General features: G+C 63.0%; 19 protein-coding genes. 10 read left to right on the forward strand and 9 right to left on the reverse strand.

The window, feature by feature from the left end; genetic code table 11:
• Positions 1–19: 19 nt before the first annotated feature.
• The 3 genes from B0E50_RS16795 to uvrA all read right to left on the reverse strand — a co-directional run bounded on the left by B0E50_RS16795 (position 20) and on the right by uvrA (position 5,004).
• Positions 20–1,471, reverse strand: coding sequence for a DUF4139 domain-containing protein (locus B0E50_RS16795; RefSeq protein WP_077442449.1), 1,452 nt, complete (start codon positions 1,469–1,471; stop codon positions 20–22).
• A gap of 102 nt (positions 1,472–1,573) precedes the next feature.
• The gene (locus tag B0E50_RS16800) at positions 1,574–2,080 is read right to left on the reverse strand and encodes a thioesterase family protein (RefSeq protein ID WP_077442450.1); all 507 of its coding nucleotides are present in this window, start codon (positions 2,078–2,080) and stop codon (positions 1,574–1,576) included.
• Positions 2,077–5,004 (reverse strand): excinuclease ABC subunit UvrA, encoded by a 2,928-nt coding sequence (gene uvrA / locus B0E50_RS16805; protein WP_077442451.1) that lies wholly within the window; start codon positions 5,002–5,004, stop codon positions 2,077–2,079. The genes B0E50_RS16800 and uvrA overlap by 4 nt, the downstream gene beginning before the upstream one ends.
• 162 nt (positions 5,005–5,166) lie before the next feature.
• On the opposite strand from uvrA, the gene B0E50_RS16810 reads away from it, so the two are divergent.
• The 4 genes from B0E50_RS16810 to cgtA all read left to right on the forward strand — a co-directional run bounded on the left by B0E50_RS16810 (position 5,167) and on the right by cgtA (position 7,693).
• A complete protein-coding gene (locus tag B0E50_RS16810; protein ID WP_254427320.1) occupies positions 5,167–5,691 on the forward strand; it encodes a DUF2059 domain-containing protein in 525 nt (174 codons plus the stop codon).
• Positions 5,692–5,843: 152 nt separating this feature from the next.
• Positions 5,844–6,158 (forward strand): 50S ribosomal protein L21, encoded by a 315-nt coding sequence (gene rplU / locus B0E50_RS16815; protein WP_077442452.1) that lies wholly within the window; start codon positions 5,844–5,846, stop codon positions 6,156–6,158.
• 18 nt (positions 6,159–6,176) lie between these two features.
• Positions 6,177–6,434, forward strand: a complete 258-nt coding sequence (gene rpmA, locus B0E50_RS16820; RefSeq protein ID WP_077442453.1) for a 50S ribosomal protein L27 — start codon at positions 6,177–6,179, stop codon at positions 6,432–6,434.
• Positions 6,435–6,613: 179 nt separating this feature from the next.
• Complete coding sequence (gene cgtA / locus B0E50_RS16825; RefSeq protein WP_077442454.1) at positions 6,614–7,693, forward strand: Obg family GTPase CgtA; 1,080 nt, start codon at positions 6,614–6,616, stop codon at positions 7,691–7,693.
• 49 nt (positions 7,694–7,742) lie between these two features.
• Here cgtA and B0E50_RS16830 read toward each other — a convergent pair whose 3' ends face one another.
• From B0E50_RS16830 to B0E50_RS16840, 3 genes are all read right to left on the reverse strand, one after another.
• Positions 7,743–9,350 carry a carboxyl transferase domain-containing protein gene (locus tag B0E50_RS16830; RefSeq protein WP_077442455.1) on the reverse strand — a complete coding sequence of 536 codons (1,608 nt, stop codon included), beginning with the start codon at positions 9,348–9,350 and terminating at the stop codon, positions 7,743–7,745.
• A 138-nt stretch (positions 9,351–9,488) separates the two neighbouring features.
• The gene (locus B0E50_RS16835) at positions 9,489–9,887 is read right to left on the reverse strand and encodes a hypothetical protein (RefSeq protein WP_077442456.1); all 399 of its coding nucleotides are present in this window, start codon (positions 9,885–9,887) and stop codon (positions 9,489–9,491) included.
• Positions 9,888–10,043: 156 nt separating this feature from the next.
• Positions 10,044–11,228 (reverse strand): acetyl-CoA C-acyltransferase, encoded by a 1,185-nt coding sequence (locus tag B0E50_RS16840; RefSeq protein WP_077442457.1) that lies wholly within the window; start codon positions 11,226–11,228, stop codon positions 10,044–10,046.
• A gap of 225 nt (positions 11,229–11,453) precedes the next feature.
• Between B0E50_RS16840 and B0E50_RS16845 the strand changes: the two genes are divergently transcribed.
• Positions 11,454–14,270, forward strand: a complete 2,817-nt coding sequence (locus tag B0E50_RS16845) for a S8 family serine peptidase (RefSeq protein WP_077442458.1) — start codon at positions 11,454–11,456, stop codon at positions 14,268–14,270.
• Between the two features lie 58 nt (positions 14,271–14,328).
• Here the strand turns inward: B0E50_RS16845 and agaR are convergent, their stop codons facing one another.
• The 3 genes from agaR to B0E50_RS16860 form a co-directional block, all read right to left on the reverse strand.
• Positions 14,329–15,126: a transcriptional repressor AgaR gene (gene agaR / locus B0E50_RS16850; RefSeq protein ID WP_077442459.1), complete on the reverse strand. Its 798-nt coding sequence runs from the start codon at positions 15,124–15,126 to the stop codon at positions 14,329–14,331.
• On the reverse strand, positions 15,123–16,337 hold the full coding sequence (locus B0E50_RS16855) for an amidohydrolase family protein (protein WP_077442460.1): 1,215 nt from the start codon (positions 16,335–16,337) through the stop codon (positions 15,123–15,125). The genes agaR and B0E50_RS16855 overlap by 4 nt, the downstream gene beginning before the upstream one ends.
• A gap of 117 nt (positions 16,338–16,454) precedes the next feature.
• The gene (locus tag B0E50_RS16860) at positions 16,455–17,360 is read right to left on the reverse strand and encodes a fructose-bisphosphate aldolase (RefSeq protein WP_254427321.1); all 906 of its coding nucleotides are present in this window, start codon (positions 17,358–17,360) and stop codon (positions 16,455–16,457) included.
• 69 nt (positions 17,361–17,429) lie between these two features.
• On the opposite strand from B0E50_RS16860, the gene B0E50_RS16865 reads away from it, so the two are divergent.
• The 5 genes from B0E50_RS16865 to B0E50_RS16885 all read left to right on the forward strand — a co-directional run bounded on the left by B0E50_RS16865 (position 17,430) and on the right by B0E50_RS16885 (position 25,195).
• The gene (locus tag B0E50_RS16865) at positions 17,430–18,656 is read left to right on the forward strand and encodes a tagatose-6-phosphate ketose isomerase (RefSeq protein ID WP_254427322.1); all 1,227 of its coding nucleotides are present in this window, start codon (positions 17,430–17,432) and stop codon (positions 18,654–18,656) included.
• Positions 18,653–19,576, forward strand: coding sequence for a sugar kinase (locus B0E50_RS16870; RefSeq protein ID WP_077442462.1), 924 nt, complete (start codon positions 18,653–18,655; stop codon positions 19,574–19,576). The genes B0E50_RS16865 and B0E50_RS16870 overlap by 4 nt, the downstream gene beginning before the upstream one ends.
• A complete protein-coding gene (locus B0E50_RS16875; RefSeq protein ID WP_077442463.1) occupies positions 19,573–20,502 on the forward strand; it encodes a 1-phosphofructokinase family hexose kinase in 930 nt (309 codons plus the stop codon). Before B0E50_RS16870 ends, B0E50_RS16875 begins: the two co-directional genes overlap by 4 nt.
• 187 nt (positions 20,503–20,689) lie before the next feature.
• A complete protein-coding gene (locus tag B0E50_RS16880) occupies positions 20,690–23,788 on the forward strand; it encodes a TonB-dependent receptor (protein ID WP_254427323.1) in 3,099 nt (1,032 codons plus the stop codon).
• Positions 23,789–23,791: 3 nt separating this feature from the next.
• Entirely contained in the window at positions 23,792–25,195 is a 1,404-nt protein-coding gene (locus B0E50_RS16885) for a ricin-type beta-trefoil lectin domain protein (RefSeq protein ID WP_077442464.1), read from the forward strand.
• The last annotated feature ends 116 nt before the right edge of the window (positions 25,196–25,311 follow it).

Consider the following 25,311-nt stretch of genomic DNA (forward strand, 5'->3'; position numbering starts at 1 on the left):
GATGAACTCCGGGGTGTGGTCATTGCGGTTGTTCGTCGGCAGTCCAGCTGTAACGCACTGCATAGTCCAGCGTGGTCTTGCCGTTGGCTGGCACCTCGATGCGGAACTCCAGTGTGTCCGGTGTCTGCTGGCTGGGCTTGTTGCTGGATGACACCAGCGTCCACTGGCGCCAGCGGCTGGGGTGTTCGCGCACGGTCACCGTGCGTGGATGGTCGCCCGCATTGCTCAGGTCGATGCGGAAGGCTTCGTCCAGCGTGCGACCAGACTTGTCCACGCTGAAGCCGGTGCGCGTGCGCTCGGCGCGCAGGTCGAACGCGGTACCCAGGGTGATGCTTGCGTCGTTGCCTTTGGGCGTGTCGTCGATGCGACCTTCGCCGATGAATTGTGGCGTACCGTTTTTGTCGGCGGTCAGCACACGCAGATAGCCGGCCGGCAGGCTGTCGAACGCCTGCAGCTTCAGGGTGCTGATGATGGCGCTGCTACCACCCACGTTGAAATCCCGCTCCAGCATCGGTTGCTGCGGCTGGAAGCTGCCGCCGTTTTCGTACAGCGCCGTGCGCTCGCAATCCAATGTGCGGGTGGCGTACAGCGGCACCTGACTGACGCTGCCGTCGGGCAGGTCGACCGTGGCGGGCAGAGCATAGGTGCGATAGTCGGCCAACGTGGATTGCTCAGGCAGCGCTGGGGCCGCCTTGGCTGCAAACGTCATCATGACTGGGCGCGGTCCCGATGCCTTGGCAAAATTCGGCTCGCCGGCAACCAGGGTCAGCTTCGTGTCACGCCAGTCGCGACCACTGCGATTGGCGATGCTGGCACGGGATTCGAACTGCATGCGGCAGGTTGTGCCTGGCTGCAGTGTCGCCACATAGGCGGCGCGCCAGCCGAGGCCGGAGGTGGGGTAGCTGAGCACGGCAGGCGTCAGGCCGGAGTGCATTGCATCCACCCGCAGGCTCAGGCTGGCGCCGGTGGGGAAGTCACCGCCTGGAGTGCGCACGGCGGCAAATTGTCGGACCAGCGAGGTGTTGCCATCATGGTCGCGCACCAGCAGTCCATCGCCGGCACGCAGGAGGGTACCGCTGGCCAGCGGCTGGCCATTGTCGCCGAGCACGTCGACCGTGTGGCCAACCAGACCGGTCAGCGCAGCGTTCTGTCCCTGCGCCAGTAGCAGGCGCTGCGAGATGACCGTGGCATTCCCGCCGGGAAAGCCGAGTGCGAGCGATTCGGGATCGAGAAAGATCGGAAGGTCACCAATCACCACATCATGGATGCCAGCAGCCAGGGTCAGCGCACGCTGTTCGCGCACCACCGCGTAGCCTTCGGCGACGTTGCCTTCGCCAGTGCTGGCATACAGCGCGGCGCTGTCGCTCCGATAAAGGGTGACTGCAGTGCCGTCGGCGGCATGCGCCGGTGACATGCCTGCAAAAGCAGCAACACAGGCGAAGGCCAGGGCGGAGCAATGTGATGTCGTCATCGGGCGAACTCCATCGTGAGGGCTGGTAGCCATCATAGCGACGACACGTGCACGCAGTATGTCGATGGTTCCAGCGCAGGTTTCCACCTTCACTGACCGCGTTCAGTCGCTCTTGTGTTCGTTGGCTGCCACGCGAATCGCCTCCGGCAGGCTCACCGGCTTGCCGGTTATCGGATTCATCCACACCAGCACCACGTGGCCGTCGCAGTAGAGGCGGCTGGTGTCATCCGCATCGACGATGCGATGGGCAAGCGTGATCGAGCTGTTGCCCAGCCGCTCGCGGCGCAGTTCGATGTGCAGCGAGGCCGGCCATGCGATTGACTGGCGGTAATTGAGCGTGCTGGCGGCCAGCACTGGCATCGCGGTCTCGCTGAACCACTCGCGTACACCCTTCAGCCACTGCAGTCGCGCCTCTTCCAGGTAAGTGAGGTAGTTGGCATTGTTGACGTGGTTGAAGGCATCCAGGTCGCGCCAGCGCACGTCGAGTGTAGCGACGAACAAAGCGGCATCGCTGCCGCCTTTCGACGTGGCATCAGCGGTTCCGGTGGCTTCGTTCGCTACGGGGGCTTCAGCAAGCTTGGCTTGCGTGGTGGACTTGCGTGGACTCATGAACTCTTCTTCTTTCCGCGCATCGGCTTGTACTTGTCGGCCGAGGCGATGTGCTTGGTGGCGGCCTTGACGCGCTTGGCGGCGTCGGGCTTTTTCGGCTTGGCCGGTTTCAGGTGTGGCGCCAGGAAATGACCGGTATGTGATTCGGCGCTGGCCGCCACGGTTTCCGGGGTACCGGCAACCAGGATGCGACCGCCGCCAGCGCCACCTTCGGGGCCGAGATCGACGACCCAGTCGGCGGTCTTGATCACGTCGAGATTGTGCTCGATAACCACGACCGTGTTGCCCTGATCGACCAGTTGATGCAGCACGTCGAGCAGTTGCTCGATGTCGTGGAAGTGCAGCCCGGTGGTCGGCTCGTCGAGGATGTACAGGGTGCGCCCGGTATCACGCTTGGACAGCTCCTTGGACAGCTTCACGCGTTGCGCTTCACCACCCGAGAGCGTGGTCGCGCTCTGGCCGAGCTTGATGTAATCGAGGCCCACGGCGCGCAGCGTATCGAGCTTGCGCGCGATGGTCGGCACATTCTCGAAAAGCTTCAGCGAGTCCTCCACCGTCATGTCGAGCACGTCGGCAATCGTATGGCCCTTGTAGTGGATCTCCAGCGTCTCGCGGTTGTAGCGCTTGCCGTGGCAGAGGTCGCAGGGCACGTAGACGTCGGGCAGGAAATGCATCTCCACCTTGATCATGCCGTCGCCTTCGCAAGCCTCGCAGCGACCGCCGCGCACGTTGAAGCTGAAGCGGCCCGGTGTGTAGCCGCGCGAACGCGCTTCCGGCACCTGCGAGAACATGTCGCGCAGCGGGGTGAACAGGCCGGTATAGGTGGCCGGGTTGGAGCGTGGCGTGCGGCCGATCGGCGACTGGTCGATGTCGACCACCTTGTCGAACAGATCCATGCCAGTAACCGACTTGTACGCGGCCGGCTGCGTGCTGGCGCCGTTCAGTTCGGTGGCGGCGAGGCGGAACAAGGTATCGTTGACCAGGGTCGATTTGCCCGAGCCGGAGACGCCGGTGATGCAGGTGAACAGACCAGCCGGAATTGCCAGGTCGACATTTTTCAGGTTGTTGCCGCTGGCGCCTTTCAGGTGCAGCCATGCATCGGCGTCGGCGGGCTGGCGGCGCACGGTCGGCACTTCGATCGCACGTGCGCCGGACAGGAACCGGCCGGTGATCGAGCGCGGCGAATCGAGCATGTCCTGCACCGAGCCCTGCGCCACGATCTCGCCACCGTGCACGCCGGCACCGGGGCCGATATCGAGCACATGGTCGGCCATGCGGATCGCGTCCTCGTCGTGCTCGACCACGATCACCGTGTTGCCGAGATCGCGCAGACGCGTGAGTGTGCCAAGCAGGCGTTCGTTGTCGCGCTGGTGCAGGCCGATCGACGGTTCGTCCAGCACGTACATCACGCCAACCAGGCCGGCACCGATCTGCGAAGCCAGTCGGATGCGTTGCGCCTCGCCACCGGAGAGCGAATCGGCCTGACGATCCAGCGTGAGGTAGTTCAGGCCGACGTCGTTGAGGAAGGTCAGCCGCTCACGGATCTCCTTGATGATCTTCACCGCGATCTCGCCGCGCCAGCCAGCCAGTTTGAGATCGGCGAAAAACGCCAGCGCATCATCGATCGAGCGGTGGGTCAACGAGGGCAGCGCATGATCGGCAACGAATACATTGCGCGCGGAGCGGTTCAGGCGCTGTCCTTCGCAGGTCGGGCAGGGCTGGTCGCTGATGTACTTGGCCAGCTCCTCGCGCACGGCCGGGGATTCGGTTTCCTTGTAGCGCCGATCCAGGTTCGGCAGGATGCCTTCGAACGGGTGCTCGCGGGTGACCTTGCCGCCGCGCTCGGTGATGTAGCGGAACGCGATCTTGTCCTTGCCGCTGCCGTACAGCACGGCCTTCTGGACGTCCGCCGGAAGTTTCTGCCACGGTGTGTCGACGTCGAAACCGTAGTGCGCCGCCAGCGACAGGATCAGCTGGAAGTAGTGCGCATTGCGCCGGTCCCAGCCGCGCACCGCGCCACCGGATAGCGGCAGTTCCGGATGACCGACCACGCGCGCGGCATCGAATACCTGGGTCACGCCGAGGCCATCGCACGAAGGGCAGGCGCCAACCGGCGAGTTGAACGAGAACAGGCGGGGTTCCAGTTCGGGCAGCGAGTAATCGCATACGGGACAGGAGTAGCGCGATGACAGCATCTGCTCGGGGCCGCCATCCATGTCGGCCAGGATCACCAGCCCATCGCCAAGCCGCAGCGCGGTCTCGAACGATTCGGCCAGCCGCTGCTTGATGTCGTCGCGCGGGCGAAAGCGATCGATCACCACCTCGATGGTGTGCTTCTGGCGTAGCGTCAGCGGTGGCACGGCGTCCAGGTCGTACACCGTGCCATCGACACGCGCCCGCACGAAACCCTGCGCGCGCAGCTGGTCGAACACCTGCACGTGCTCGCCCTTGCGCTCGCGGATCACCGGCGCCAGCAGCATGAAGCGCTTTTCCGGATCCTGTGCCAGCGTGGCGTCGACCATCTGGCTGACCGTCTGTGCCTCCAGCGGGATGCCATGATCGGGGCAGCGTGGCGTGCCGACGCGGGCGTACAGCAGGCGCAGGTAGTCGTAGACCTCGGTGATCGTGCCCACGGTCGAGCGTGGGTTGTGCGAGGTGGATTTCTGCTCGATCGATATCGCCGGCGACAGACCCTCGATGTGGTCTACGTCGGGTTTTTCCATCATCGACAGGAACTGGCGCGCATATGCCGACAACGACTCGACATAACGCCGCTGGCCCTCGGCATAAATCGTGTCGAACGCCAGCGATGACTTGCCCGAGCCGGACAGGCCGGTGATCACGATCAGCTTGTCGCGTGGCAGGTCGAGGTCGATGTTCTTGAGGTTGTGCGTGCGTGCGCCGCGGATGCGTATGGTGTCCATGACGCCATGATGTGGGGAGGATTGTTTACTATACCAAGGAGTTTCGATAATTCAGGTAATGAAGCCGATGGGAAAGCCGGAATCCGCGGGTTTGCATGCCGACGCGGCTATGGCTAAATGGCCGTTCTGGCCATGGGGGCTGGTTTCACGGGGGATTGAGAGATGGTGATGCGCAAGTGGGCCGGATTTGCGGCGGCAGTGCTGCTGGCATGCGGGACGACGGGACAGGCGCTGGCCGCGCAACCCACCGATCAGCAGGTACGCCAGTTGTTCGAAGTGATGCATTTGAGCCAGGCGTTCGGCCAGATGGCCGCGCAGATAGGCGAGTCATTGTCCAAGCAGATGTCCACGGTTCTGCCTTGCGTGCCTGCTTCCTACTGGCAGAACTTCCTGGACGCCAACAGCACGGAGCAGATAATGGCCCGCATGGTGCCCATTTATCAGAACCACTTCACGGCGGAGGATGTGGCCGGGCTGCTCAGGTTCTACCAGTCGCCACTGGGCCAGAAGGTGATCGCCCAGATGCCGGTGACGATGGCCGAGGCCATGCATGGCGGTCAGGAGTGGGGGCGGGAACGTGGCATGCAGATGATGAGCGAGCTGCAGCTCAAGGGAACGCTCAATGCGCAGGGACGTTGTCCGGCTGTCGGCTCACCGCCGGCACCGCCACCGGCTTCCAGGCATTGAGCCAGCTGGCTTCCTGCCTGCAGGCTGGGGGTTTTCAGGCAGGAGTGGTCAGTATTTGACCAGTGCACAGGAGGGTCGCTATAATCCGCGGTTCGCCAGACCTGAATTGGTCATGGCGATACCCAAGAGAATAACGACAGAAGGGCATTCCCATGAGTTATGCAGTCATCAAGACCGGTGGCAAGCAGTACCGTGTGCAGCAGGGCGACGTGCTGCGCGTGGAGCTGTTGACCGCCGAAGAAGGCGCCACCGTGAGCTTCGACCAGGTGCTGCTGGTCGGTTCCGGCGAGTCGGTCACCGTCGGTGCGCCGATCGTGGACGGCGCCACCGTCAGCGCCACCGTCCGCAAGCACGGCCGTGCCGACAAGATCCGCATCATCAAGTTCCGCCGCCGCAAGCATTACAAGCGTCAGCAGGGTCACCGTCAGCATTTCACCGAAATCGAGATCACAGGCATCAACGCCTGAGCACTGGAGCATTGAGTCATGGCACATAAAAAAGGCGTAGGTTCCAGCCGCAACGGTCGCGATTCGAACCCGAAATACCTCGGCGTCAAGATCTACGGTGGCCAGGCCATCGAAGCCGGCAACATCATCGTGCGTCAGCGCGGCACCCAGTTCCATCCGGGTACCGGCGTCGGCCTGGGTCGTGACCACACGCTGTTCGCGCTGGTCGACGGTACCGTCCAGTTCGCCGTTCGCGGCGACAAGAACCGCCGTTTCGTCGACGTCGTGCAGGCGTAAGCCTTTCGCGATGCGAGAGCGAGGGCCCCGCTTCGGCGGGGCTTTTCGTTTCGGCACCCATGTGTCTCGCCCGTCGGGCCGTAGCATCGTGCAAATCGGCACTCCTGCCGATTTGTCGTTCGTGAGGGAGCCACTCGGCTATCCTTCTGCAGATATTCAATAGTGCCGGATCCACCATCATGAAATTCGTCGACGAAGCCAATATCAAAGTCCTGGCCGGTGATGGTGGCAATGGCTGCATCAGCTTCCGCCGCGAGAAGTTCATTCCGTTCGGTGGCCCCGATGGCGGTGATGGCGGCTATGGCGGCTCGGTCTGGCTGGTGGCCGACGAAGGCCTCAACACCCTGGTCGATTTCCGCCACCAGCGCAGCTTCAAGGCCCAGCGCGGTGAGAACGGCATGGGCAGCCAGATGTACGGCAAGGGCGGCGAAGACACGACCATCCGCGTGCCGGTCGGCACCATGATCACCAATGTCGATACCGACGAGGTGATCGGCGACCTCACCGGCCATGGCCAGCGCATGCTGGTGGCGCAGGGTGGCAAGGGCGGCCTGGGTAATATCCATTTCAAGACGTCGGTGAACCGGGCGCCGCGCAAGGCCACGCCGGGTACGCCGGGCGAAGTGCGCGAGCTGAAACTGGAGTTGCGCTTGCTGGCTGACGTGGGACTGCTCGGTTTTCCGAATGCCGGCAAATCCACCTTCATCCGTGCGGTTTCCGCGGCGACCCCGCGGGTGGCGGATTACCCGTTCACCACGCTGCATCCGAACCTCGGCGTGGTCAGCCTCGGCACCGACCAGAGCTTCGTGATCGCCGACATCCCCGGCCTGATCGAGGGTGCAGCCGACGGCGCCGGGCTGGGCATCCAGTTCCTGCGCCACGTGGCGCGCACCAGCCTGCTGCTGCACCTGGTCGATATCGCGCCGATCGACGATACGGATCCGGCCGGGCAGGTACGGGCGATCGAGCAGGAGCTGGCCAAGTTCAACCCGGAACTGCTGGAGCGTCCGCGCTGGCTGGTGCTGAACAAGGCCGACATGCTGGCCGAGGACGAGCGCACGGCGGTCGCGGAAAGGATCGTTGCCGAGCTTGGCTGGACCCAGCCGTGGTTCCTGGTCTCGGCGATCGCCCGCGAGAACACCATGGCGGTCTGTCAGCAGGTGCAGCGCTTCTTCGAGTCCCAGCGCGAGGCCAGCGTGGAGCGGATCGATATGCTGCCCGGCGACGTGCGCTTGCGTGGCCAGGAGCCGCGAGCCTGAAGTGAAGCCAGGGTTGCGGTGAATTGATTCCCCGCAACCTCACGCTCTCCTACATGCGGAACACGCCGTAACGCTGTGGTTCGATCGGTGCGTTGAGCGACGCCGAGATCGCCAGCCCAAGCACGCGGCGTGTATCGGCCGGATCGATGATGCCGTCGTCCCACAGCCTTGCGCTGGCGTAATACGGATGGCCCTGGCGTTCGTACTGGTCGCGGATCGGTGCCTTGAACGCTTCTTCCTCTTCGGCACTCCACGTCTTCCCACTTGCCTCGATACCGTCGCGCTTGACCGTGGCAAGCACTGATGCTGCCTGCTCACCCCCCATCACGCTGATGCGCGCGTTCGGCCACATCCACAGGAAGCGGGCACCATACGCGCGGCCGCACATCGCGTAATTGCCGGCGCCGAAGCTGCCGCCGATCACCACGGTGAATTTCGGCACGTGTGAACAGGCCACCGCGGTGACCATCTTGGCGCCGTCCTTCGCGATGCCAGCCTGCTCGTATTTCTTGCCGACCATGAAGCCGGTGATGTTCTGCAGGAACACCAGCGGCACGTTGCGCTGGTTGCACAGCTCGATGAAGTGCGCGCCCTTGAGCGCGCTTTCGGCGAACAGGATGCCGTTGTTGGCAATGATGCCCACCGGATAACCGTGGATATGTGCGAAGCCGGTGACCAGGGTCTTGCCGTAGCGTGCCTTGAACTCGTGGAACTCGGAGCCGTCGACGATGCGTGCGATCACCTCACGGATATCGAACGGGCGACGGGTATCCTGCGGGATCACGCCGTAGAGCTCCTCGGCCGGATACTTCGGCTCGACCGGCGTGCGCAGCGCCAGTGGCATGTCCTTTTTGCGGTTCAGGCTGGCCACGATGTCGCGCGCGATGCTGAGCGCATGTGCGTCGTTCTCCGCGTAGTGATCGGCCACGCCCGAGATGGAGGTATGCACGTCCGCGCCGCCAAGCGTCTCGGCATCGACCACCTCGCCGGTGGCGGCCTTCACCAGCGGCGGTCCACCGAGGAAGATCGTGCCCTGTTCGCGCACGATGATCGTCTCGTCGCTCATCGCCGGCACGTAGGCGCCACCAGCGGTGCACGAACCCATTACCACGGCGATCTGCGGGATGCCGAGCCCTGACATGCGCGCCTGGTTGTAGAAGATCCGCCCGAAGTGTTCCTTGTCCGGGAACACCTCGTCCTGCAGCGGCAGGAAGGCACCACCGGAGTCGACCAGGTAGATGCAGGGAAGGTGGTTTTCCAGCGCCACTTCCTGCGCGCGCAGGTGTTTCTTCACCGTCATCGGAAAATACGTGCCGCCCTTTACGGTGGCGTCGTTCGCCACCACCACCACCTCGAGGCCGTTGACCCGGCCGATGCCGGTGATCACGCCCGCCGAGGGTGCCGCATCGTCGTACATGCCGTGCGCGGCCAGTGCAGACAGTTCGAGGAAGGGTGAACCCGGATCGAGCAGGGCGCGGATGCGTTCGCGCGGCAGCAGCTTGCCGCGCGCGATGTGCTTCTCGCGAGCCCCGGCGCCGCCGCCTTCGGCACTACGCGCCAGTTCACGCTGCAGATCGTCGACCACGGCACGCAATTGCGCGCTGCTGGCCTGGAACTCGGGCGAACGGGAATCGATTTGCGAGGTGATGACGCTCATGGATTTGACTCTGTCGGCATGGACAAACCACCGATGATAGCGGTGGTTTGGAGGGATCCGAAATGCGGCCGTGCCGGAAGGCGGGCGAAAAAAAACCGGCCGCACAGGGCGGCCGGTTTTCATGGAAGCCTGACGGGTTCAGTGACCCGCGGCGTCCTTCGCCTTGGCAGCTGCATCCTTTGCGGCGCCAGCGGCGTCCTTGGCAGCGTCGGCAGCCTTGCTGGCAGCGTCAGCAGCGTTGCCGGCAGCGCTCTTCATGGCGTCGGCAGCGCTCGGGGCGGTGCCGGCGGCAGCCGGAGCAGCAGCGGTGGAAGCCGGAGCGGCGGCGGTGGAAGCCGGAGCAGCAGCCGGAGCGGCAGCGGTGGAGGCCGGAGCAGCAGCGGTTGCTGCGGCAGCAGCCTTCTGCGCCGTATCAGCAGCCTGCTGAGCGGTGTCAGCCGACTTCTGGGCGTCCTGCGCGGAATCCTGCGCGCCGTTGCTGCAAGCCGCCAGCAACGCGACGAGCGCGGAGGCGAGAAGGGTACGCGTAAACTTCATGGTGGATCTCCTATGCCGTGGAATGCCATTTGGCCGTGTATTAATAACGCTTTCGCGGAAATTGCGCCACATTTTTTATAGTGGCGCTTCAGTACACGTTAAATGCCGATTTAAGCGGCCATGATGCGGCCAACAAATGGTGCGCTGCCCCCGGGTTCAGTCGAGGCACTCCACCGCGATGGCGGTGGCCTCGCCGCCGCCGATGCACAGGCTGGCAACACCACGCTTGAGGCCACGCGTTTTCAGGGCGTTGAGCAGGGTCACCACCAGGCGGGCACCGCTGGCGCCGATCGGGTGGCCCAGCGCACAGGCACCGCCATTGACGTTGAGCCTGTCGTGCGCAATGCCGAGTTCCTTCATCGGGGTCATGGCGACCACCGCAAAGGCCTCGTTGACTTCGAACAGGTCGACATCGCTGACTTTCCAACCGGCCTTGTCCAGCACCTTCTGGATGGCGCCGACCGGCGCGGTGGTGAACCACTCCGGCTCCTGCGAATGGGTGGCATGGGCCACGATCCGGGCCAGTGGCTTCAGACCGCGCTTGTTCGCGTCGTCGGCCGACAGAAGCACCAGTGCGGCGGCGCCGTCGGAGATGCTGGACGAGCTGGCCGCGGTGATGGTGCCGTTCTCCTTGCGGAAGGCTGGTTTCAGCGTCGGGATCTTGGCGATGTCGGAACGGCCCGGCTGCTCGTCCGTATCCACCTGCACGTCGCCCTTGCGACCGCTTACCGTGACCGGCACGATCTCGCCGGCGAAAGCACCGTTCTGTTGCGCGGCCTTGGCCCGGTTCACCGATTCGATCGCGAACGCATCCTGTTCTTCGCGGCTGAAGTGGTACTTGTCCGCGCACAGCTCGCCGAACACGCCCATCGCCTTGCCGTCATAGGGATTGGTCAGGCCATCCCACGCCATGTGATCGACCAGTTGGCCGTCGCCATAGCGAATGCCAGTGCGCGCGTTGACCATGTGCGGTGCATTGGTCATCGATTCCATGCCGCCTGCCACCACCACGGCAGCTGAACCGGCCTTGATCAGGTCGTGGCCCAGCATGATCGCCTTCATGCCCGAACCGCACACCTTGTTGATCGTGGTGCAGCCGACGCTGGCCGGCAGGTCAGCGCCCAGCGAGGCCTGGCGTGCGGGTGCCTGGCCCAGGTTGGCCGGCAGCACGCAGCCCATGATCACCTCGCTGACATCGGCGGGTGCGACCCCGGATTGTTCCAGTGCGGCACGAATGGCCGTGGCGCCAAGTTTCGGTGTGGGGACGCCGGTGAACTGACCGAGGAAGGAGCCGATGGCCGTGCGCTTGGCTCCGGCGATGACGACGCTGACATCCGACATGAGTAACTCCGCTTGCAATGCTATAGAGGCGTGAAAGCCTGGTGGATAACCTCCCGATTATCGCAGCCCGTTGCAAACCACGGCAAATCGGGCGGCATGGCGTGCCGGACGGTTTTGCGCCGCATTTCATTGCGTTTTCGTTGTGCCAAGATGGGCACGGGGAGGTATCCCGTGCGTCCGGCATGCGCGTGATACCGGGTTCGGGGTGCGGTAGCGGGGTGCATCATGAAAACGCTCGATTCCGGGTTGCGGCGTCGTGAAGTGGCCATGGTGGTGGCCATGGCACTTGGTTTGGGTGCTTGCGGTGGAGGTGGTGGCAACGTCAAGCCCACGCCGACCACATCGACTACGCCACCGTCGTCGACGGTGCCGCAGCCACCGATCGATGCCCAGCTCTCGATCACCAACACCTACGCCGCACACAATCAGGGTTATACCGGTGCGGGCGTCATCATCGGCGTCGTGGATAGCGGCATCATGCCGAACAATCCCGCCGTCGCTGGACGGGTGTTGGACGAATTCATTGACGTCGATCCATCGACCAACAACACCAGCATTCCCGATGTCGTCGGACACGGCACCTGGGTGTCCGAGATCGCTGCGGGCGTCCCGTTTGATCAGTTTGCCGGTGGTATCGCGCCGGGCGCCGATCTGGTCTCCGCGCGCATCATCGACGACAACGCACCGGATGATAATGGTTCGACCGCGCCCACGACGGTAACTTCAGCCGATGCCGTGCCATTGGGGCAGGTCAATCAACAGTTGATCAGCGTCGGCGTGCAGATCATGAACAACTCTTGGGGTGGCATATCGTGGAGCAGTACAGACACGGTTACCTCGGCTGCTTTCGATGCGGCGTATGCACCGTTCGTCGAACAGCACGGCGGACTGGTGGTATTCGCCGCCGGTAACGACTCGACGGCTAACCCGAGCACGATCGCGTCGCTGCCCTCGATTGCGAACGATCCCGCGCTGCAGCAGGGCTGGCTGGTCGCCGTGGCGGTCAACAGCAACAGTCCGACCCAGCTGGATGGTTATTCGAACAAGTGCGGCATCGCGATGAACTACTGCCTGGCCGCGCCGGGTGACGTGATCGTGCTGGACAAGGACACCCTCGCCAGCACCACCAATCCGACCTATTACATCGTGGAGGGTACCTCCTTCGCCGCTCCGCAGGTGTCCGGTGCGGCAGCCTTGGTGTGGCAGGCCTACCCGTATTTCACCAACGACCTGGTGCGCCAAACCCTGTTGGGCACGGCCGATCCGCTGGGTGGTTCGCAACCCAATCCGACCTTCGGTTACGGCGAGCTGGATGTCGGCAAGGCGGTGAATGGTCCCGAGCAATTCAACTGGGGCGATGTCACGGTCAGCTTCAGCGGCAACTCCAGCTGGAACAACCCGATCTCCGGCGCTGGCGGCTTGATCAAGCAGGGCACCGGCACGCTCAACCTGACCCAGCCATCGAGCTATGCCGGCCTGACCCAGGTGCAGGGTGGCACGCTCACTGCCATCTCGCTGGCTTCCAGCGTGAGCATCAGCGCCGGTGCCACGTTGAGCGGCACCCAGACCATCGGCGGCAGCGTGACCAATGCTGGCGTGCTGGGCGTCAGCGGCAACAATGTCAACGTCGGCGGCAACTACGTGCAGCAGGGCAATGGCCGGCTGGCGGTGTCGCTGGGTTCGGCGCTGAGCGTCACCGGCACGGCCAGCCTGAGCGGCGGTGATCTGTACGTGATCGGTACCAATCCGGGTTATGTGATCAGCTCGCATACCAATGTGCTGACCGCTGCCGGGGGTCTCACCGGCACGTTCTCGGCATTGAACACGGCGTCCAATGTGATGCTGACCTCCACGCTCAACTACGATGCCAACGATGCGTGGCTCGATGTGCAACAGGTGAATGTCACCGCGATACAGGGCGCGAGTTACACGGCGGCCTCCTACGGCGCCGCGCAGCGCGTGCAGAGTGCGTTCGGCCAGCTCAACAGCCAGCTCACGCAGGGCACGCTGACACCGACTTCCAGCGCAGTCGCAAGCGGTTTCTTCGCTGGTGCAGCGAGCCTGCAGCAATCGGCCACCCTGGCTGCTGCGCAGAATTCGCTCAGCACCTTGTCGGGCCAGTTGCACGCAGCCAGCGCGGCGATGACGTTCGAGGCGATCGATGCAGGCACCCAGGCATTATCCAGTCGCTTCGACCAGCTGCTCGACGCACCCACGTTGGGTGGCTGGACCCAGCACCTGGGTTCCGAGGGCAGCATGTCACGCAGTGGTTACAGCGATGTTGGCTATGACCTGAGTGGCACTATGGTCGGCGCGGACAGTCGCTTCGGCCCGAATGGCGTGGTGGGTTACGCCATAAGCCAGAGTCAGGGTCTGGGCCGCCTCGCCGAGAGTGGCGACCAGGGCAACAGCCATGCGCTGGAAGGCATGCTCTACGGCGGCGTGGTCGATGGGAACTGGTACACCATGGGGCGTTTCGGCATCGGCAGCTATCGCGAGAACATGCAGCGCGAGCTCGAGCTCGGCAATGATTTTTCCAGGGTGTTCAGCGACAGCAACGGCCGCTACGGTCTGGCCTATGGCGAGAGCGGCTACCGCCTCATGCTTGGCGGCATGCAACTGACTCCCTACGTGAACCTGCAGTATGCGCAGATCCAGAGTGATGGCTTCAACGAGGGTGGTGCGGATGGTTTCGGCCTGATGTCCGATGCACAGAACATCGAGCGCTGGCAGGCTGGTTTGGGCATGCGTGCGATGCGTCGCTGGTTGCTCGATAGAGGCACCACGCTGACGTGGCAGACCCGATTGTTGTGGCAGCGTGCGCTGGCCATGCACGGAGAGATCCCGGATGCCAGCTTCACCGGGCTGACGCAGTGGGCGCCAGTGGGCGGTATCGGCCTGTCACGCTACGGCGGTGTGGCAGCCACGTCGCTCAACTGGAGCTTCTCGCAGAAGTCCAGCCTGCAGCTGGATCTCGAAAAGGACTACGACCAGTATCAGGACGGAAACATGGCCATGGTCAGTTACAAGCTGACGTTCTGATCGCGACAGACTGTCGACGATGCGCCGAGCGCGCGGTTGCTGCACCCAGCTGCAGAAGTTATACCAGCAGCACTTGCACGCCTGCTGCGCGCAGGGTTTCGACCGTCTCGGCAGGGGCGCTGCTGTCGCTGATCACCATGTGCAGGTTCTGCACCGGGGTGATCACCGACAGGCTGCGCTGGCCCAGCTTGCTGGCATCGAGCACGGCGATGGTCTGGCGCGAGACGCGGATCATCAGCGCATTCAGCGCCGCCTCGAGCGGATCCGGCGTGGTCACACCCACCTCGGGATCGAGTCCGTCGACGCCGAGGAACAGCCGGTCTGCGGAAAGTTTCGCCAGTGCCTGCTCGGCATCCGGGCCGACCAGCGAATACGAGGTCTGCCGCAGCAGGCCACCGAGCATCATCACGCGGATCTGCGGCAGTCCGGACAATTCCATTGCGATGTTCAACGCATTGGTGATCACGGTCAGCGATTCGAACTTCATCTGACGGATCTGCCGGGCGATCTCCACCGTGGTCGAGCCGGAGTCGAGGATGATCGTTTCGCCATCCTGGATCATCTTCGCCGCGGCCTGGCCGATGCGCAGCTTCTGCGCGTGCCAGCGGGTTTCCTTGATGTTGAGCGGCGTGTCATTCGTGGCTGCCGAGACCGGCAGCGCGCCACCATGCGAACGGGCGATTGCCGAGCTGCGTGCGAGCGCCTCCAGATCGCCGCGGATCGTCACGGTGGAGGTGTTGAAGTGCGTCGCCAGTTCTTCCACCGTGGCGCGGCCCTGTTGTTCCACCAGTTCGACGATCAGGCGGCGGCGTTCTTCAACCAGCAGTCGGCGCGAAACGATGGGGGCTTGGGTCATGGGTCGATATGCAGGAGTCGGGCGGCGTTGTCATGGTATATCTTGCGGAGAATCGTGTCCGACAATCCCAGCCCGTAGATCGACCAGCGACCTTGTGGCGGCGTTGGTGCCGGCGCGTAGTCGAAGTACTCGTCCTCGGTTTCCAGAAAGCGGTAGTAGATCTCGTACAGCTCGTCGCCGAACAGCTGCTGCGGCACGTCGTCGCCCCAAGGCGAGGGCACCGCATCGGTGCCGAACAGGATGCGGTCCTGGTAGCGGTCGAAGAAACGCTGCGCGATGCGCGGCTGGCGACCCAGCTCGCCGACGCGCGCGCTGATGTCGATCACGGTATTCGGGTAGCGGTCCAGGCAGGCGGCGACGGCGGCCAGGTTCTCCGCGTTGTTGCCCACGTGCAGCAGCGCGAAGGTGGTCTTCGGGTGGCGCGCGATCATGCGGTCGCGCGCGGCGAGCAACTCCGCGTTGCCGGGAAACTCCGGGCCGTAGAACGACCAGTCCGGATGGTTGGCGAGTTCCTCGTAGCGCTCGTTGGTCGCGTCGGTGGGCAGGAAGAACGCCTCCGGATCGGACACATGCAGGAACACCGGCATGTTGTTTGCCGCGCAGGCCTCCCACATCGGATCGAAGCGATGGTCATCCACCGCCACCAGCGGGCCCTCGTCGATCCGCTCGCGCAGATACAGCCCGAGCGTCTTCAGCAGTTTCAAGCCACGTGCGCCTACACGCTTGGCATGCTCGATCGCATCGCCCTGCAACTGCGCGTAATTCGGTTCGGGGAAATATTCGTACGACGGCTCGGTCAGCGTGAGGAAACGCCCCGGCGCCGCCTGGTCGAAGCTGCGGATGCTTTTTTCCAGGCCGGCACCGACACCGCCGGTGAGGTTCACCAGGGTGCGCACGCCCTTGCGATCCATCACCGGCAGCAGGTCCTCGGGCCGGGCGAACAGGGTGATCTCTTCACCCACCGAAATGCCGTTGCGCACGTTGCTGGACCAGGTCAGGTGCGCGTGCACGTCGATCACCGGGAAACGCGGCCGTTCGATGTGCGTCTTCGGTACACGCAGCATGCTGCGCGGCTGGAAGTCCTTCAGCCGCAGGCCGCTCTTGCCGGCATCCGGTCGGGTCTGCAGCGGATTCTTGCTGCTGCCCTCGATACGCACCGTGCCGGCGCCGGTGGGCGGCGCGCAGCATAGACAGGCGTTGTGTTGGTTCATCGATGATTACCAGCTCAATGACCTTGAGTATGTAGGAGCGCACCCTGTGCGCGATGCTCTTCGTCACGTGCCAGACAGAGAGCATCGCGCACAGGGTGCGCTCCCACGAAAGGTGGATCAGCGCGGATATTTCGCCATGATGTCATGCACCTGCCGCGTCAACGCCACCGCCTGATCGAACGGACGCAGCCACATGTTGCGTCCGAACATCACGCCATTGGCGCCGGACTGCATGTAGAACTCGACCTTGCGCAGCACCGCTGCGTCATCGTCGTTCTTCTCGCCGCCGGAGAACAGCACCATCGTGCGGGCCGCCGAACGCACCACGCGCGCGCAGCGAGCACCGGCATCTTCTTGCAGCTTGTCGTAGGGCGATGGCACATTGACTACGCTGTCGTTCGGCTCGTGCAATTTGACGATGTCGGCCCCCAGCTCCAGCGCGACGCGGGCCGCGTAATCCTGCGCGTACAGGGTATTCGTGCCGCCCTTGGCGTTGACGGCGCTGCCACGCGGGTATGCCCACATGACCAGCGGCATGCCGAAGCGCTCGCAATCCTGGCGCACCTTCTCGAACTGGCGGAACTCGTCGTGCTGGCGCGGCGAACCCACGTACATGGTGTAGCCCACCGCGTCGGCACCGAGGCGCACCGCATCCTCGACCGAGGCGAACAGCGGCGAGGTGGCTTCGGCGTCGCTGGCGATATTGGTCTTGCCATTGAGCTTGAGGATCAGCGGCACCTTGCCGCAGTAATCGGTCATGTACTTCTCGGCCAGGCCAATGCCCAGCGCGATGGCGGAAAATCCTCCGGCCGCGGCGAGCTCAAACTGGTAGCCCGGATCGACGGCCGGTGGGTGGGGAAAGAAATCGGTGGGACCATGCTCCAGTCCCTGGTCAAGCGGCAGCACCAGCAAGCTACCGTTGCGCGGGCCGTGGCCGTACAGCAGCCGCCACAGGCGGGTGCGCTTGCCGTGGGACAGGGCGAGCCGGGAAAGTTGGCTGCCAGTGTTCGAAACCTCTTGCAAGCTTTGTTTCATTTCGAATACTCTCGGTTCAGAAGCTATATGCTTTCATATTCAATCGAATTTGGCAAAATGTCAAAATTAAACAAACAAACGAAAGATTCGGTCGAGCTAGGGGAGCTGCTGTCGCCTCCTCTGGCAGAACAGCAGGAGCGCGGCTACGCCGACACCCTGCGCGAGATTCTGCAGCAACCGGCGACATGGGCGGCTACGGCCGACTTGCTGTGCAGTCCGCAACTGCGGGAGCAGTTGCAGGCTGCGTTGACGCCACCGCCGAGCCATATCGTGCTGACCGGTTCGGGCAGCTCGATGTATATCGGCGAATGCCTTGCACCCACCCTGCAGCTTGGCCTGGGCATCACGACGCAGGCGATCGCTGCGGGCAGCTTGCTCACGCACTGGCGCAGTGTGCTCCCACCCGGTACCGGCTTGCTGATTTCGCTGGCGCGTTCGGGCGACAGCCCGGAGAGCTGCGGCGTGGTGAATCGCCTGCTGGCGGATGCGCCCGACTATCGCCACCTGGTCATTACCTGCAACGCCCATGGCAAGCTGGCCACCAGCTATCGCGACGATCCGCGCGTCACTGTGCTGGTGCTCGACGAACGCACCAATGACCGCAGCCTGGTGATGACCAGCAGCTTCACCAATCTGCTGCTGGCCGGCGCGGGTCTGGTCCGGCACGAAGGCCGTGATGCCATCGCCGCAGTGAACCAGCTGGCACGCAGCGTCCAGCGCGTATTCGACGAGCAGGCGGATGCGCTCGCCGCGGTTGCCCGTGGTGAATTCAGCAATGTCGTCTATCTCGGCAGCGGCGGTGCGCTCGGCGCGGCCCACGAGTCCGCGCTGAAGATGCTGGAGATGAGTGGCGGCGCCGTGGTCACGATGGCAGAAACCTATCTCGGCCTGCGCCACGGGCCGATGTCCAGCCTCGATGAGCAGACCCTGGTCGTCGGCTTCCTGTCACCGGATCCGGCGGTACGCGCGTACGAACTCGATCTGCTGCGCGAACTGTCGCGCAAGCAACTGGGCATGACCCGGGTGCTGGTGGGCGAACACATCCCAGACGATGTGCTGGGCCTGCACGACGTGGCGGTAGAGCTGGCGGGCCTGGGTGCGATGGACGACGCCCTACCGCTGCTGGCGGACGTGGCGGTGGGGCAACTGCTCGCGTTCTTCCGTTGCCTGGAGCTGGGTGGCAAGCCGGACACGCCGTCGCAGGGCGTGCTCACGCGCGTGGTCGAGCACTTCCCGATGCACAGCGAGCGCAGCTCGAAAAATGGGCATGGAGAGGGCGCATGAAGCGCATCCTGGTCGTCGGCGAAATCAACGTCGACTTGGTCTTCAAGCATTGCCATGCGCTGCCCGCGCCGGGTCGCGAGGTGCTGGCCGACGATTTCTGCATGACGCCAGGCAGCTCCTCGATGATCTGTGCGATGGGGCTGGCCCGGCTGGGCAATCCCGTCGCCTTCCGCGGCAAGCTCGGTGCCGACAGCTGGGGCGCGTATTGCCTCGATGCGCTGCGTGCCGCGGGCATCGACGTCGCCGCCGTGCAGCCGGACGCGACCTTGCGCACCGGCGTCACCGTCTCGCTGTCGACGCCGCAGGATCGCGCGTTGGTGACGTTCCCGGGTGCAATCGCCGCGCTGCGTGTGGACGAAGTGGACGATGCGTTGCTGGCTGGCGCCGATCACCTGCATGTTTCCTCGTACTACCTGCAGCGTGCGCTGCGACCTGATTGCCGCGCACTGTTCGCACGTGCACATGCCGCCGGTCTGAGCACTTCGCTCGATCCCGGCTTTGATCCAGACCAGACGTGGGGATCCGATCTGCTTGGCACGCTGGAGGAAGTCGACCTGTTCCTGCCCAACGAGATGGAGCTGGCGGCCATCACGCGTCGCGAGCGGCTACTCGATGGCTTGCATGCGTTGCACAACGGACGCACGCAAACCGTAGTGAAACGTGGACAACTCGGCTGCGCCAGCCTGGATCAGGGACAGTTGCTCGAAGTGCCGGCGTTTGCCGTCAATCCGGTCGACAGTACCGGCGCCGGCGATTCGTTCGACGCCGGTTTTCTGCATGCATGGCTGCGCGGCCAGACGCTGCATGACAGCATGCGTTGGGGCAGTGCCTGCGGCAGCCTCTCCACGCGACGCACGGGCGGAACGGTCGGCCAGGCCAACGTGTCGGAAGTGGTTGCGCTGCTGGCGAACCCGTCGTGATCACCGTCATCGGTTTCAACACCGCGATCGACCGGTTCATCCGGCTGGACAAGCTGCGCCCTGGCGAAGTCAGCCGCGCACTCGACGAACAGGCGTATCCCGGTGGCAAGGGGTTGCACGTGGCGCAGACCATCGCCGCGCTGGGCGAGCGCGTGCAGCTGGTCGGCCTGGTCGATCCGGCACATCGCAACATGATCGGTCGGCTGATGTGCGAACGCGGCGTGCTGTTCCACGGTATCGAGGTCACCGACAACCTGCGCACCTGCATCGCGCTGCAGGATGCGAACGGCCAGATCACCGAGATCCTCGGCCAGGGGCCGCTGCTGGACAGTACGCAACAGGAAGCCCTGCTGCGGGCGTTCCGCCGTGGCGTCGATGACAGTGATCTGGTCGTGCTGTCCGGCAGCCTGCCGCGCGGTTTTGCGCCGACCACTTATGCCGAGCTGGCCACGCATGTGCGCGATGCCGGCAAGCGCTGCCTGGTCGATGCCGGCGGCGAGCTGCTGCAGCACGCCGTGCAGGCGCAACCTTTTCTGGTCAAACCCAATCGCGACGAGATCACCGAATTGCTCGGGCGCTCGGTCAGCGATCTCGCTGACGCTGCGGATGCTGCCCGCGAGCTGCATGCGCGAGGCGTCGCGATGCCGGTAGTGACGATGGGCACGCTGGGCGCGGTGGCTGCCGATTCGAGTGGCATATGGCATGCCGTGATCGAGCTTGCACATGTGCGCAACACGGTGGGCTCGGGCGACTGCCTGCTGGCCGGCATGACCGTGGGCATGGCGCGGAACATGAATTTGGAAGAAACCTTGCGCCAGGGCGTCGCTTGTGGCGCCGCCAATGCGCAAGGTGAGGAAACCGGTTTCGTCGAACGGCGGGCGGTAGAGGCGTTGCTCTCTCAGGTTCGAGTGCACCGCCTGGCTTGACTGAAAAGCAGGGAGTCAAACCGGACCACCAACCGGTCCGGCGGAGACGCTTGTGTCGAAATTTTGATGAAGGTGCAAACAAGTTCGTGGGCAGGAGGCGTTTCCACGGGCAACCACAACCGCCTGCAGCAGAGGGGAGAGGTGATTTCTGCGCGGGGCGATAACGAACTACGTGAGGGGCAATTCAATGCGTGCTGAAAAGAATGGTTGTTTTACCGTCGATGGCAAAGGCGCGAAGTTGCCGGCCGCTGTCGTGCATGAAGAAGCCGGAAGCAAGGTAAACGTAGGGGGCAAGGCAGGTGGTTTCAGGCGAACCATGCTCGCCGTGGCGCTACTGAGTGCATTTGGCGCGAATGTCGCGATGGCGCAAGTCATCACGGGCGGCTTGTATGGCAATGAACCTAGTGCGGCGGGAAGCACAGTCGTTGTCACGAGCAGCGCTACCGGTTATCGCAAAGAGGTGCAGGTCGACAAGTCAGGGCGCTACAAGCTCGATGGCCTCAATCCGGGCGCTTATACGGTGACGGTGTCGCATGATGGCAAGGTGGTCGGGGCGCGCATCGTGCAGGTCACGACGAACGGCAGTGTGCCCGTGGCGACCATCGCGGCCGTGGCGCAAGCGACGAGTGTCGCGGGCGGCAATGCAACCACCTTGGGTGCCGTGCAGGTGAATGGAACGCAGACCTCGCTCGATGTGGCGCCGATCGACGTGAGCACGCCCACTTTCACCAATCACTACGACTTGAAGCTCGTCCAGCAGTTGCCGACCGGGCAGAGCATGGAAAGCATCGCGCTGCTGCGTTCGGACGTCATCTACGACGACCAGACCACGCATCTGGCGGTGATGGGGGGTGCGAGTCCAGCCGAGAACCGCTACTTCTACAACGGTTTCGATACGACCAATGATTTCACCGGTGTCGGTGCGAATCGCCTGCCTTCAGAGGCCCTGCAGAGCGTCGATACCATTCACACCGCCGCCACTGCCAGTTGGACAAACGTCACTGGTGGCTTGTATGCGGGCACGGTGCGTCAGGGTACGAACGAGTTCCAGGCGGGTTATACGCTTTATTTCAATCCGGCTACGTCGCGCTTGAACCCGGCGTCGCCCAACTCGTACTACGTCGATGGCAATGGCGACCGGCAGTACTTCGAGTACTACGCCGACAACCGGCACAGTGGCGAAGTCACGCAATATGCGTGGGGCGCAGGGCCGCTGATCAAGGACAAGCTGTTCTTTTTCGCCATGATCGGCAACTCGCCGGATCAACAGAGCACGTCCTACGACATTACCCACCAATACGACACAACGGATCGTGACAAGAATGGCTTGCTCAACTTGACCTGGAACATCACCTCGGATCAGACAGCCGACCTGGTGGCCTCGAAGGACGTCATCAACGATTTCACGAACCAATACGGCTTGACGCAGAACTACACGCCAAGTTCAGTGGGCGCTTACAAGGGCTGGAACGCCACCAATACGACCAACAAGTTCCTGATCGGCAACTACAACTGGCGCATCAACAACACCATGAGCCTCACGCTCATGGGCGGCTATCTGAGCCAGGACACGATTTCGCCGACGTCGAGCAGCGGCTCTGGCCTGCCCTACGTGACGGAAGTGAATCCGGTGACCCAGCAATCAACCAACATTGGCATCTCGAACACGGCCAACGCGTTGAACCCCGTGGATTACGCCAAGCGCGGTTACACCGCCAAATTCAACTGGCAACTCGGTGATCATCAGATCACGCTCGGTGCCGAGCACTACGCCATCAATATCGACAACGCCACGCTGACGACGCCGGGTGGCGTCTGGAATTATCTCGCCGCGCCGCCGCAGGGAACCATCCTCACCAATGGCGTGGCATTGGCGGGCAACACCCCCTATGTGACGCAATACTTCGCGCAGGGCGGCGGCACGTTCAACACGATCAACAAGGGTGCCTTCGTCGAGGACTACTGGCAGGTGGCCGACCGCTGGGTGGTTTACATGGGTGCGCGTGATGACTTGTACACGAACAAGAACGTCAATGGGCAGAATTTCATGCGCATGCCATTGCTCTCGCCACGCCTTGGCGTGGCGTGGGACGTCAATGGCGACAGCAGCACCAAGATTGGTGCCAACCTCGGCAAATACGGCCTTTCGGTGCCGAGCAGCGTGAACTCCGGCGCGGCGGGCGCAACCTACGCGTGGTGGCGCTGGTACACCTACACCGGCCGCGATCCGGAGACGCAGGCGCCGACGGGCCTGACCCAGCTTGGCCCGCAATCGACCGCCATCAACGGTCTGGCACCTGCCAGCTACAACGTCGCCTCGTCCAACATCAAGGCGCCTTACCAGTACGAGCTTCAGGTGTACTGGCAGCAGGCATTGAAGAACAACTGGTCATTCAATCTGGAAGCGGGATTCAGCAAGCTCAAGCGCCTCATCGATGACGAGTGCTGGAACGATGGCATCACCGCCTACGCCAATTCGCATGGCTACCCAGGCTACACGGACGAAAGCGGCTGTACGGAAATCAACCCCGGCTACCCGCAGGTGTTTACGCGGGATTACGCAGGAAATGGGACGCTCTCGTCGCTGACCTTGCCCGCCGACTTCTTTGGTCCGCCGGCCAAGCGCAACTATGCGCACGTCACTTTCGAGTTGATGCACACGCGTACTGACGACCAGCCGTACATGCTCGATTTGAGCTACACATGGGCACATCTGTATGGCGACACCGACGGCGACCTGAATCTAGGCAACCGTTACTACACTGGCGCGGGCGAGTCGCCACTGTGGGACTACCCCGACCTGATGCAATACAGCAACGGCGACTTGACTGAAGACATTCGTCATTCGTTGAAGCTCAACGGCATCTACTACTTCAAGTCGGGCTTGCGCCTCAGCAGCATCCTGACGATGCACACGGGTGGTCCGCTTAGTTGCCTCGGTAGTCATCCCATGCCGGATCCCTACGGGGAGAATGACGACGGCCCACTCAGCCACTACTGCAACAACGTGCCTCAGCCTGCGGGTACGGCAAGCCGCCTGCCGTTCTTCTGGCAATGGGACGTGGGCGTGGGCTACGACTGGTTGGTCGGAGCGAAGAACCACGTGAGTCTCGACTTGCAGATACAGAACGTCACCAACCGCAAAGGTGTGATCGACAGCGATCAAACCTTTGACAACGGTCAGGAGCTAAGCAATGGCTTCTGGCAGCCCAACTATCAATACGGCGCCCAGACTTATCAGGCTCCGCGCACGACCACGCTCGTGTTCCGCTACAGCTTCCAGTAACCGATGCGCGTCGGCGAAATGCCGGCGCTCATCGGCGCAGGCGGGGCGCTGTTCAAACCATCGATGCGATCTCCCGCTTCTTCATCCTCTCCCGGCGAGGCGGGAGAGGGCAAGCAACACGGATGCTGCATTCCCTTGCTCATTCACCAGAGGTGGCTCATGAAAAAATATCTGTTGCATCTCGCTTGTGGGCTTGCAGGTTTTGGAGCCTTCCTGGTCAGTCCGGCCTACGCCGTGATTGCAGGTGGCATGACGGCAAATCATTACTACTACCCCAACTCGACCACAGCAAATGCCGATGGCCTATATGGTTACAACGGATTCGATGCTTCCATCCGGATCACCTATGAGCCGGGCAGCAATGGCAATACGTATTACGCAAGTCAGTTTTTCTGGACGGTCAACGTCAACCAAGGCGGCTATACCGGTATCCAACAAAACTCGAAAAAGACCAAGACCGTTCTCTTTTCGATCTTCGGCCAAACCTACGATTCCACTGTCGACAAACCAGGGCCAGCCTCTGGTGCGGTATGCCAGGGATTCGGCGGTGAGGGCACTGGCACTCAATGCCTGTTCACGACAACAGGCACCGAGGCGCCTGCATGGAAAGAGGGGGCCAGGTATACCTTCCACGTGAAGTACGCGGGAAAGACAACCATTCCCGCGGGAGAGGCCGATGCAGGCGAAAACTACCTATGGAAGGCCTCGATCACCGATACGAGCACGGGCACGACCACGGTTATCGGAACAATTCATTCGCCAGCGAGCAACGGCATATTGCAAGGGGTCGTGCCGCAGTTCGTCGAAAATTTCACTCAAGGATCACAGCAGTATTCTTCCTGCTCTCAAGTGCCGCCCACGACCGCAGTGTTCTACGCTCCGATCATGTACGACCCGGCGAAAAACGCCGCACAAACCAACAATGCCTCGACGCAGGTCTATGGTAATTGCGCGTCCATCGCCAGTTCGATGATGAACTCTGACAAGACGGCCATTACCACCATCAACCAGTCTTTTGGTGTGTCTTTCATCGCCAAGAATCGCGTTCAGCACTACTGCGCGGATACGCTGGGTGGCAACCATATGGGCCTCAATATCTGTGCGGGCAGCGACAGATCAACCTCGGCGGTTGCCAACCAGCTGTTGGCGAACGATGTCAACAACCGGCTGAACCTGATCGATCGGAGCGTTTGCCTGCAAGCAAATGGCCGCAGTGCCGTACTTGCCGCATATTGCGCTGCCGACAGCAGCCAGGAATGGCTGTACATGCCGGGCTCGGAGGCTTGGTTCAACGTAGGCTCCGGTCAATGTCTGAACGCTGCCGGCGATGCCGGGCAGAACAGCACGGTAAATCTGGCAGATTGCAATTCGTCCAACTATCAACAATGGGTCTCAAAGCAGCCGTAAGCGTGCTCATTGCAGGGCGACCTGTCGTTCAGTGCCGCACGGGGGTCCCGGCATTCCCTATCGGCATTGAGCGACGGATATACCCTTGGGCGCGTGGCATCCGAACGCGCTCTGCC

The organism is Rhodanobacter sp. C01 (genome assembly GCF_002001045.1).
In the GTDB taxonomy this organism is placed as follows: Bacteria; Pseudomonadota; Gammaproteobacteria; order Xanthomonadales; family Rhodanobacteraceae; genus Rhodanobacter.

Excerpts from the sequence above, each read along its gene's own strand:
- B0E50_RS16795 (WP_077442449.1), bottom strand. The coding sequence starts at position 1,471 with ATGACGACATCACATTGCTCCGCCCTGGCCTTCGCCTGTGTTGCTGCT.
- B0E50_RS16800 (WP_077442450.1), bottom strand. The coding sequence starts at position 2,080 with ATGAGTCCACGCAAGTCCACCACGCAAGCCAAGCTTGCTGAAGCCCCC.
- uvrA (WP_077442451.1), bottom strand. The coding sequence starts at position 5,004 with ATGGACACCATACGCATCCGCGGCGCACGCACGCACAACCTCAAGAAC.
- B0E50_RS16810 (WP_254427320.1), top strand. The coding sequence starts at position 5,167 with ATGGTGATGCGCAAGTGGGCCGGATTTGCGGCGGCAGTGCTGCTGGCA.
- rplU (WP_077442452.1), top strand. The coding sequence starts at position 5,844 with ATGAGTTATGCAGTCATCAAGACCGGTGGCAAGCAGTACCGTGTGCAG.
- rpmA (WP_077442453.1), top strand. The coding sequence starts at position 6,177 with ATGGCACATAAAAAAGGCGTAGGTTCCAGCCGCAACGGTCGCGATTCG.
- cgtA (WP_077442454.1), top strand. The coding sequence starts at position 6,614 with ATGAAATTCGTCGACGAAGCCAATATCAAAGTCCTGGCCGGTGATGGT.
- B0E50_RS16830 (WP_077442455.1), bottom strand. The coding sequence starts at position 9,350 with ATGAGCGTCATCACCTCGCAAATCGATTCCCGTTCGCCCGAGTTCCAG.
- B0E50_RS16835 (WP_077442456.1), bottom strand. The coding sequence starts at position 9,887 with ATGAAGTTTACGCGTACCCTTCTCGCCTCCGCGCTCGTCGCGTTGCTG.
- B0E50_RS16840 (WP_077442457.1), bottom strand. The coding sequence starts at position 11,228 with ATGTCGGATGTCAGCGTCGTCATCGCCGGAGCCAAGCGCACGGCCATC.
- B0E50_RS16845 (WP_077442458.1), top strand. The coding sequence starts at position 11,454 with ATGAAAACGCTCGATTCCGGGTTGCGGCGTCGTGAAGTGGCCATGGTG.
- agaR (WP_077442459.1), bottom strand. The coding sequence starts at position 15,126 with ATGACCCAAGCCCCCATCGTTTCGCGCCGACTGCTGGTTGAAGAACGC.
- B0E50_RS16855 (WP_077442460.1), bottom strand. The coding sequence starts at position 16,337 with ATGAACCAACACAACGCCTGTCTATGCTGCGCGCCGCCCACCGGCGCC.
- B0E50_RS16865 (WP_254427322.1), top strand. The coding sequence starts at position 17,430 with ATGTCAAAATTAAACAAACAAACGAAAGATTCGGTCGAGCTAGGGGAG.
- B0E50_RS16870 (WP_077442462.1), top strand. The coding sequence starts at position 18,653 with ATGAAGCGCATCCTGGTCGTCGGCGAAATCAACGTCGACTTGGTCTTC.
- B0E50_RS16880 (WP_254427323.1), top strand. The coding sequence starts at position 20,690 with ATGCGTGCTGAAAAGAATGGTTGTTTTACCGTCGATGGCAAAGGCGCG.
- B0E50_RS16885 (WP_077442464.1), top strand. The coding sequence starts at position 23,792 with ATGCGCGTCGGCGAAATGCCGGCGCTCATCGGCGCAGGCGGGGCGCTG.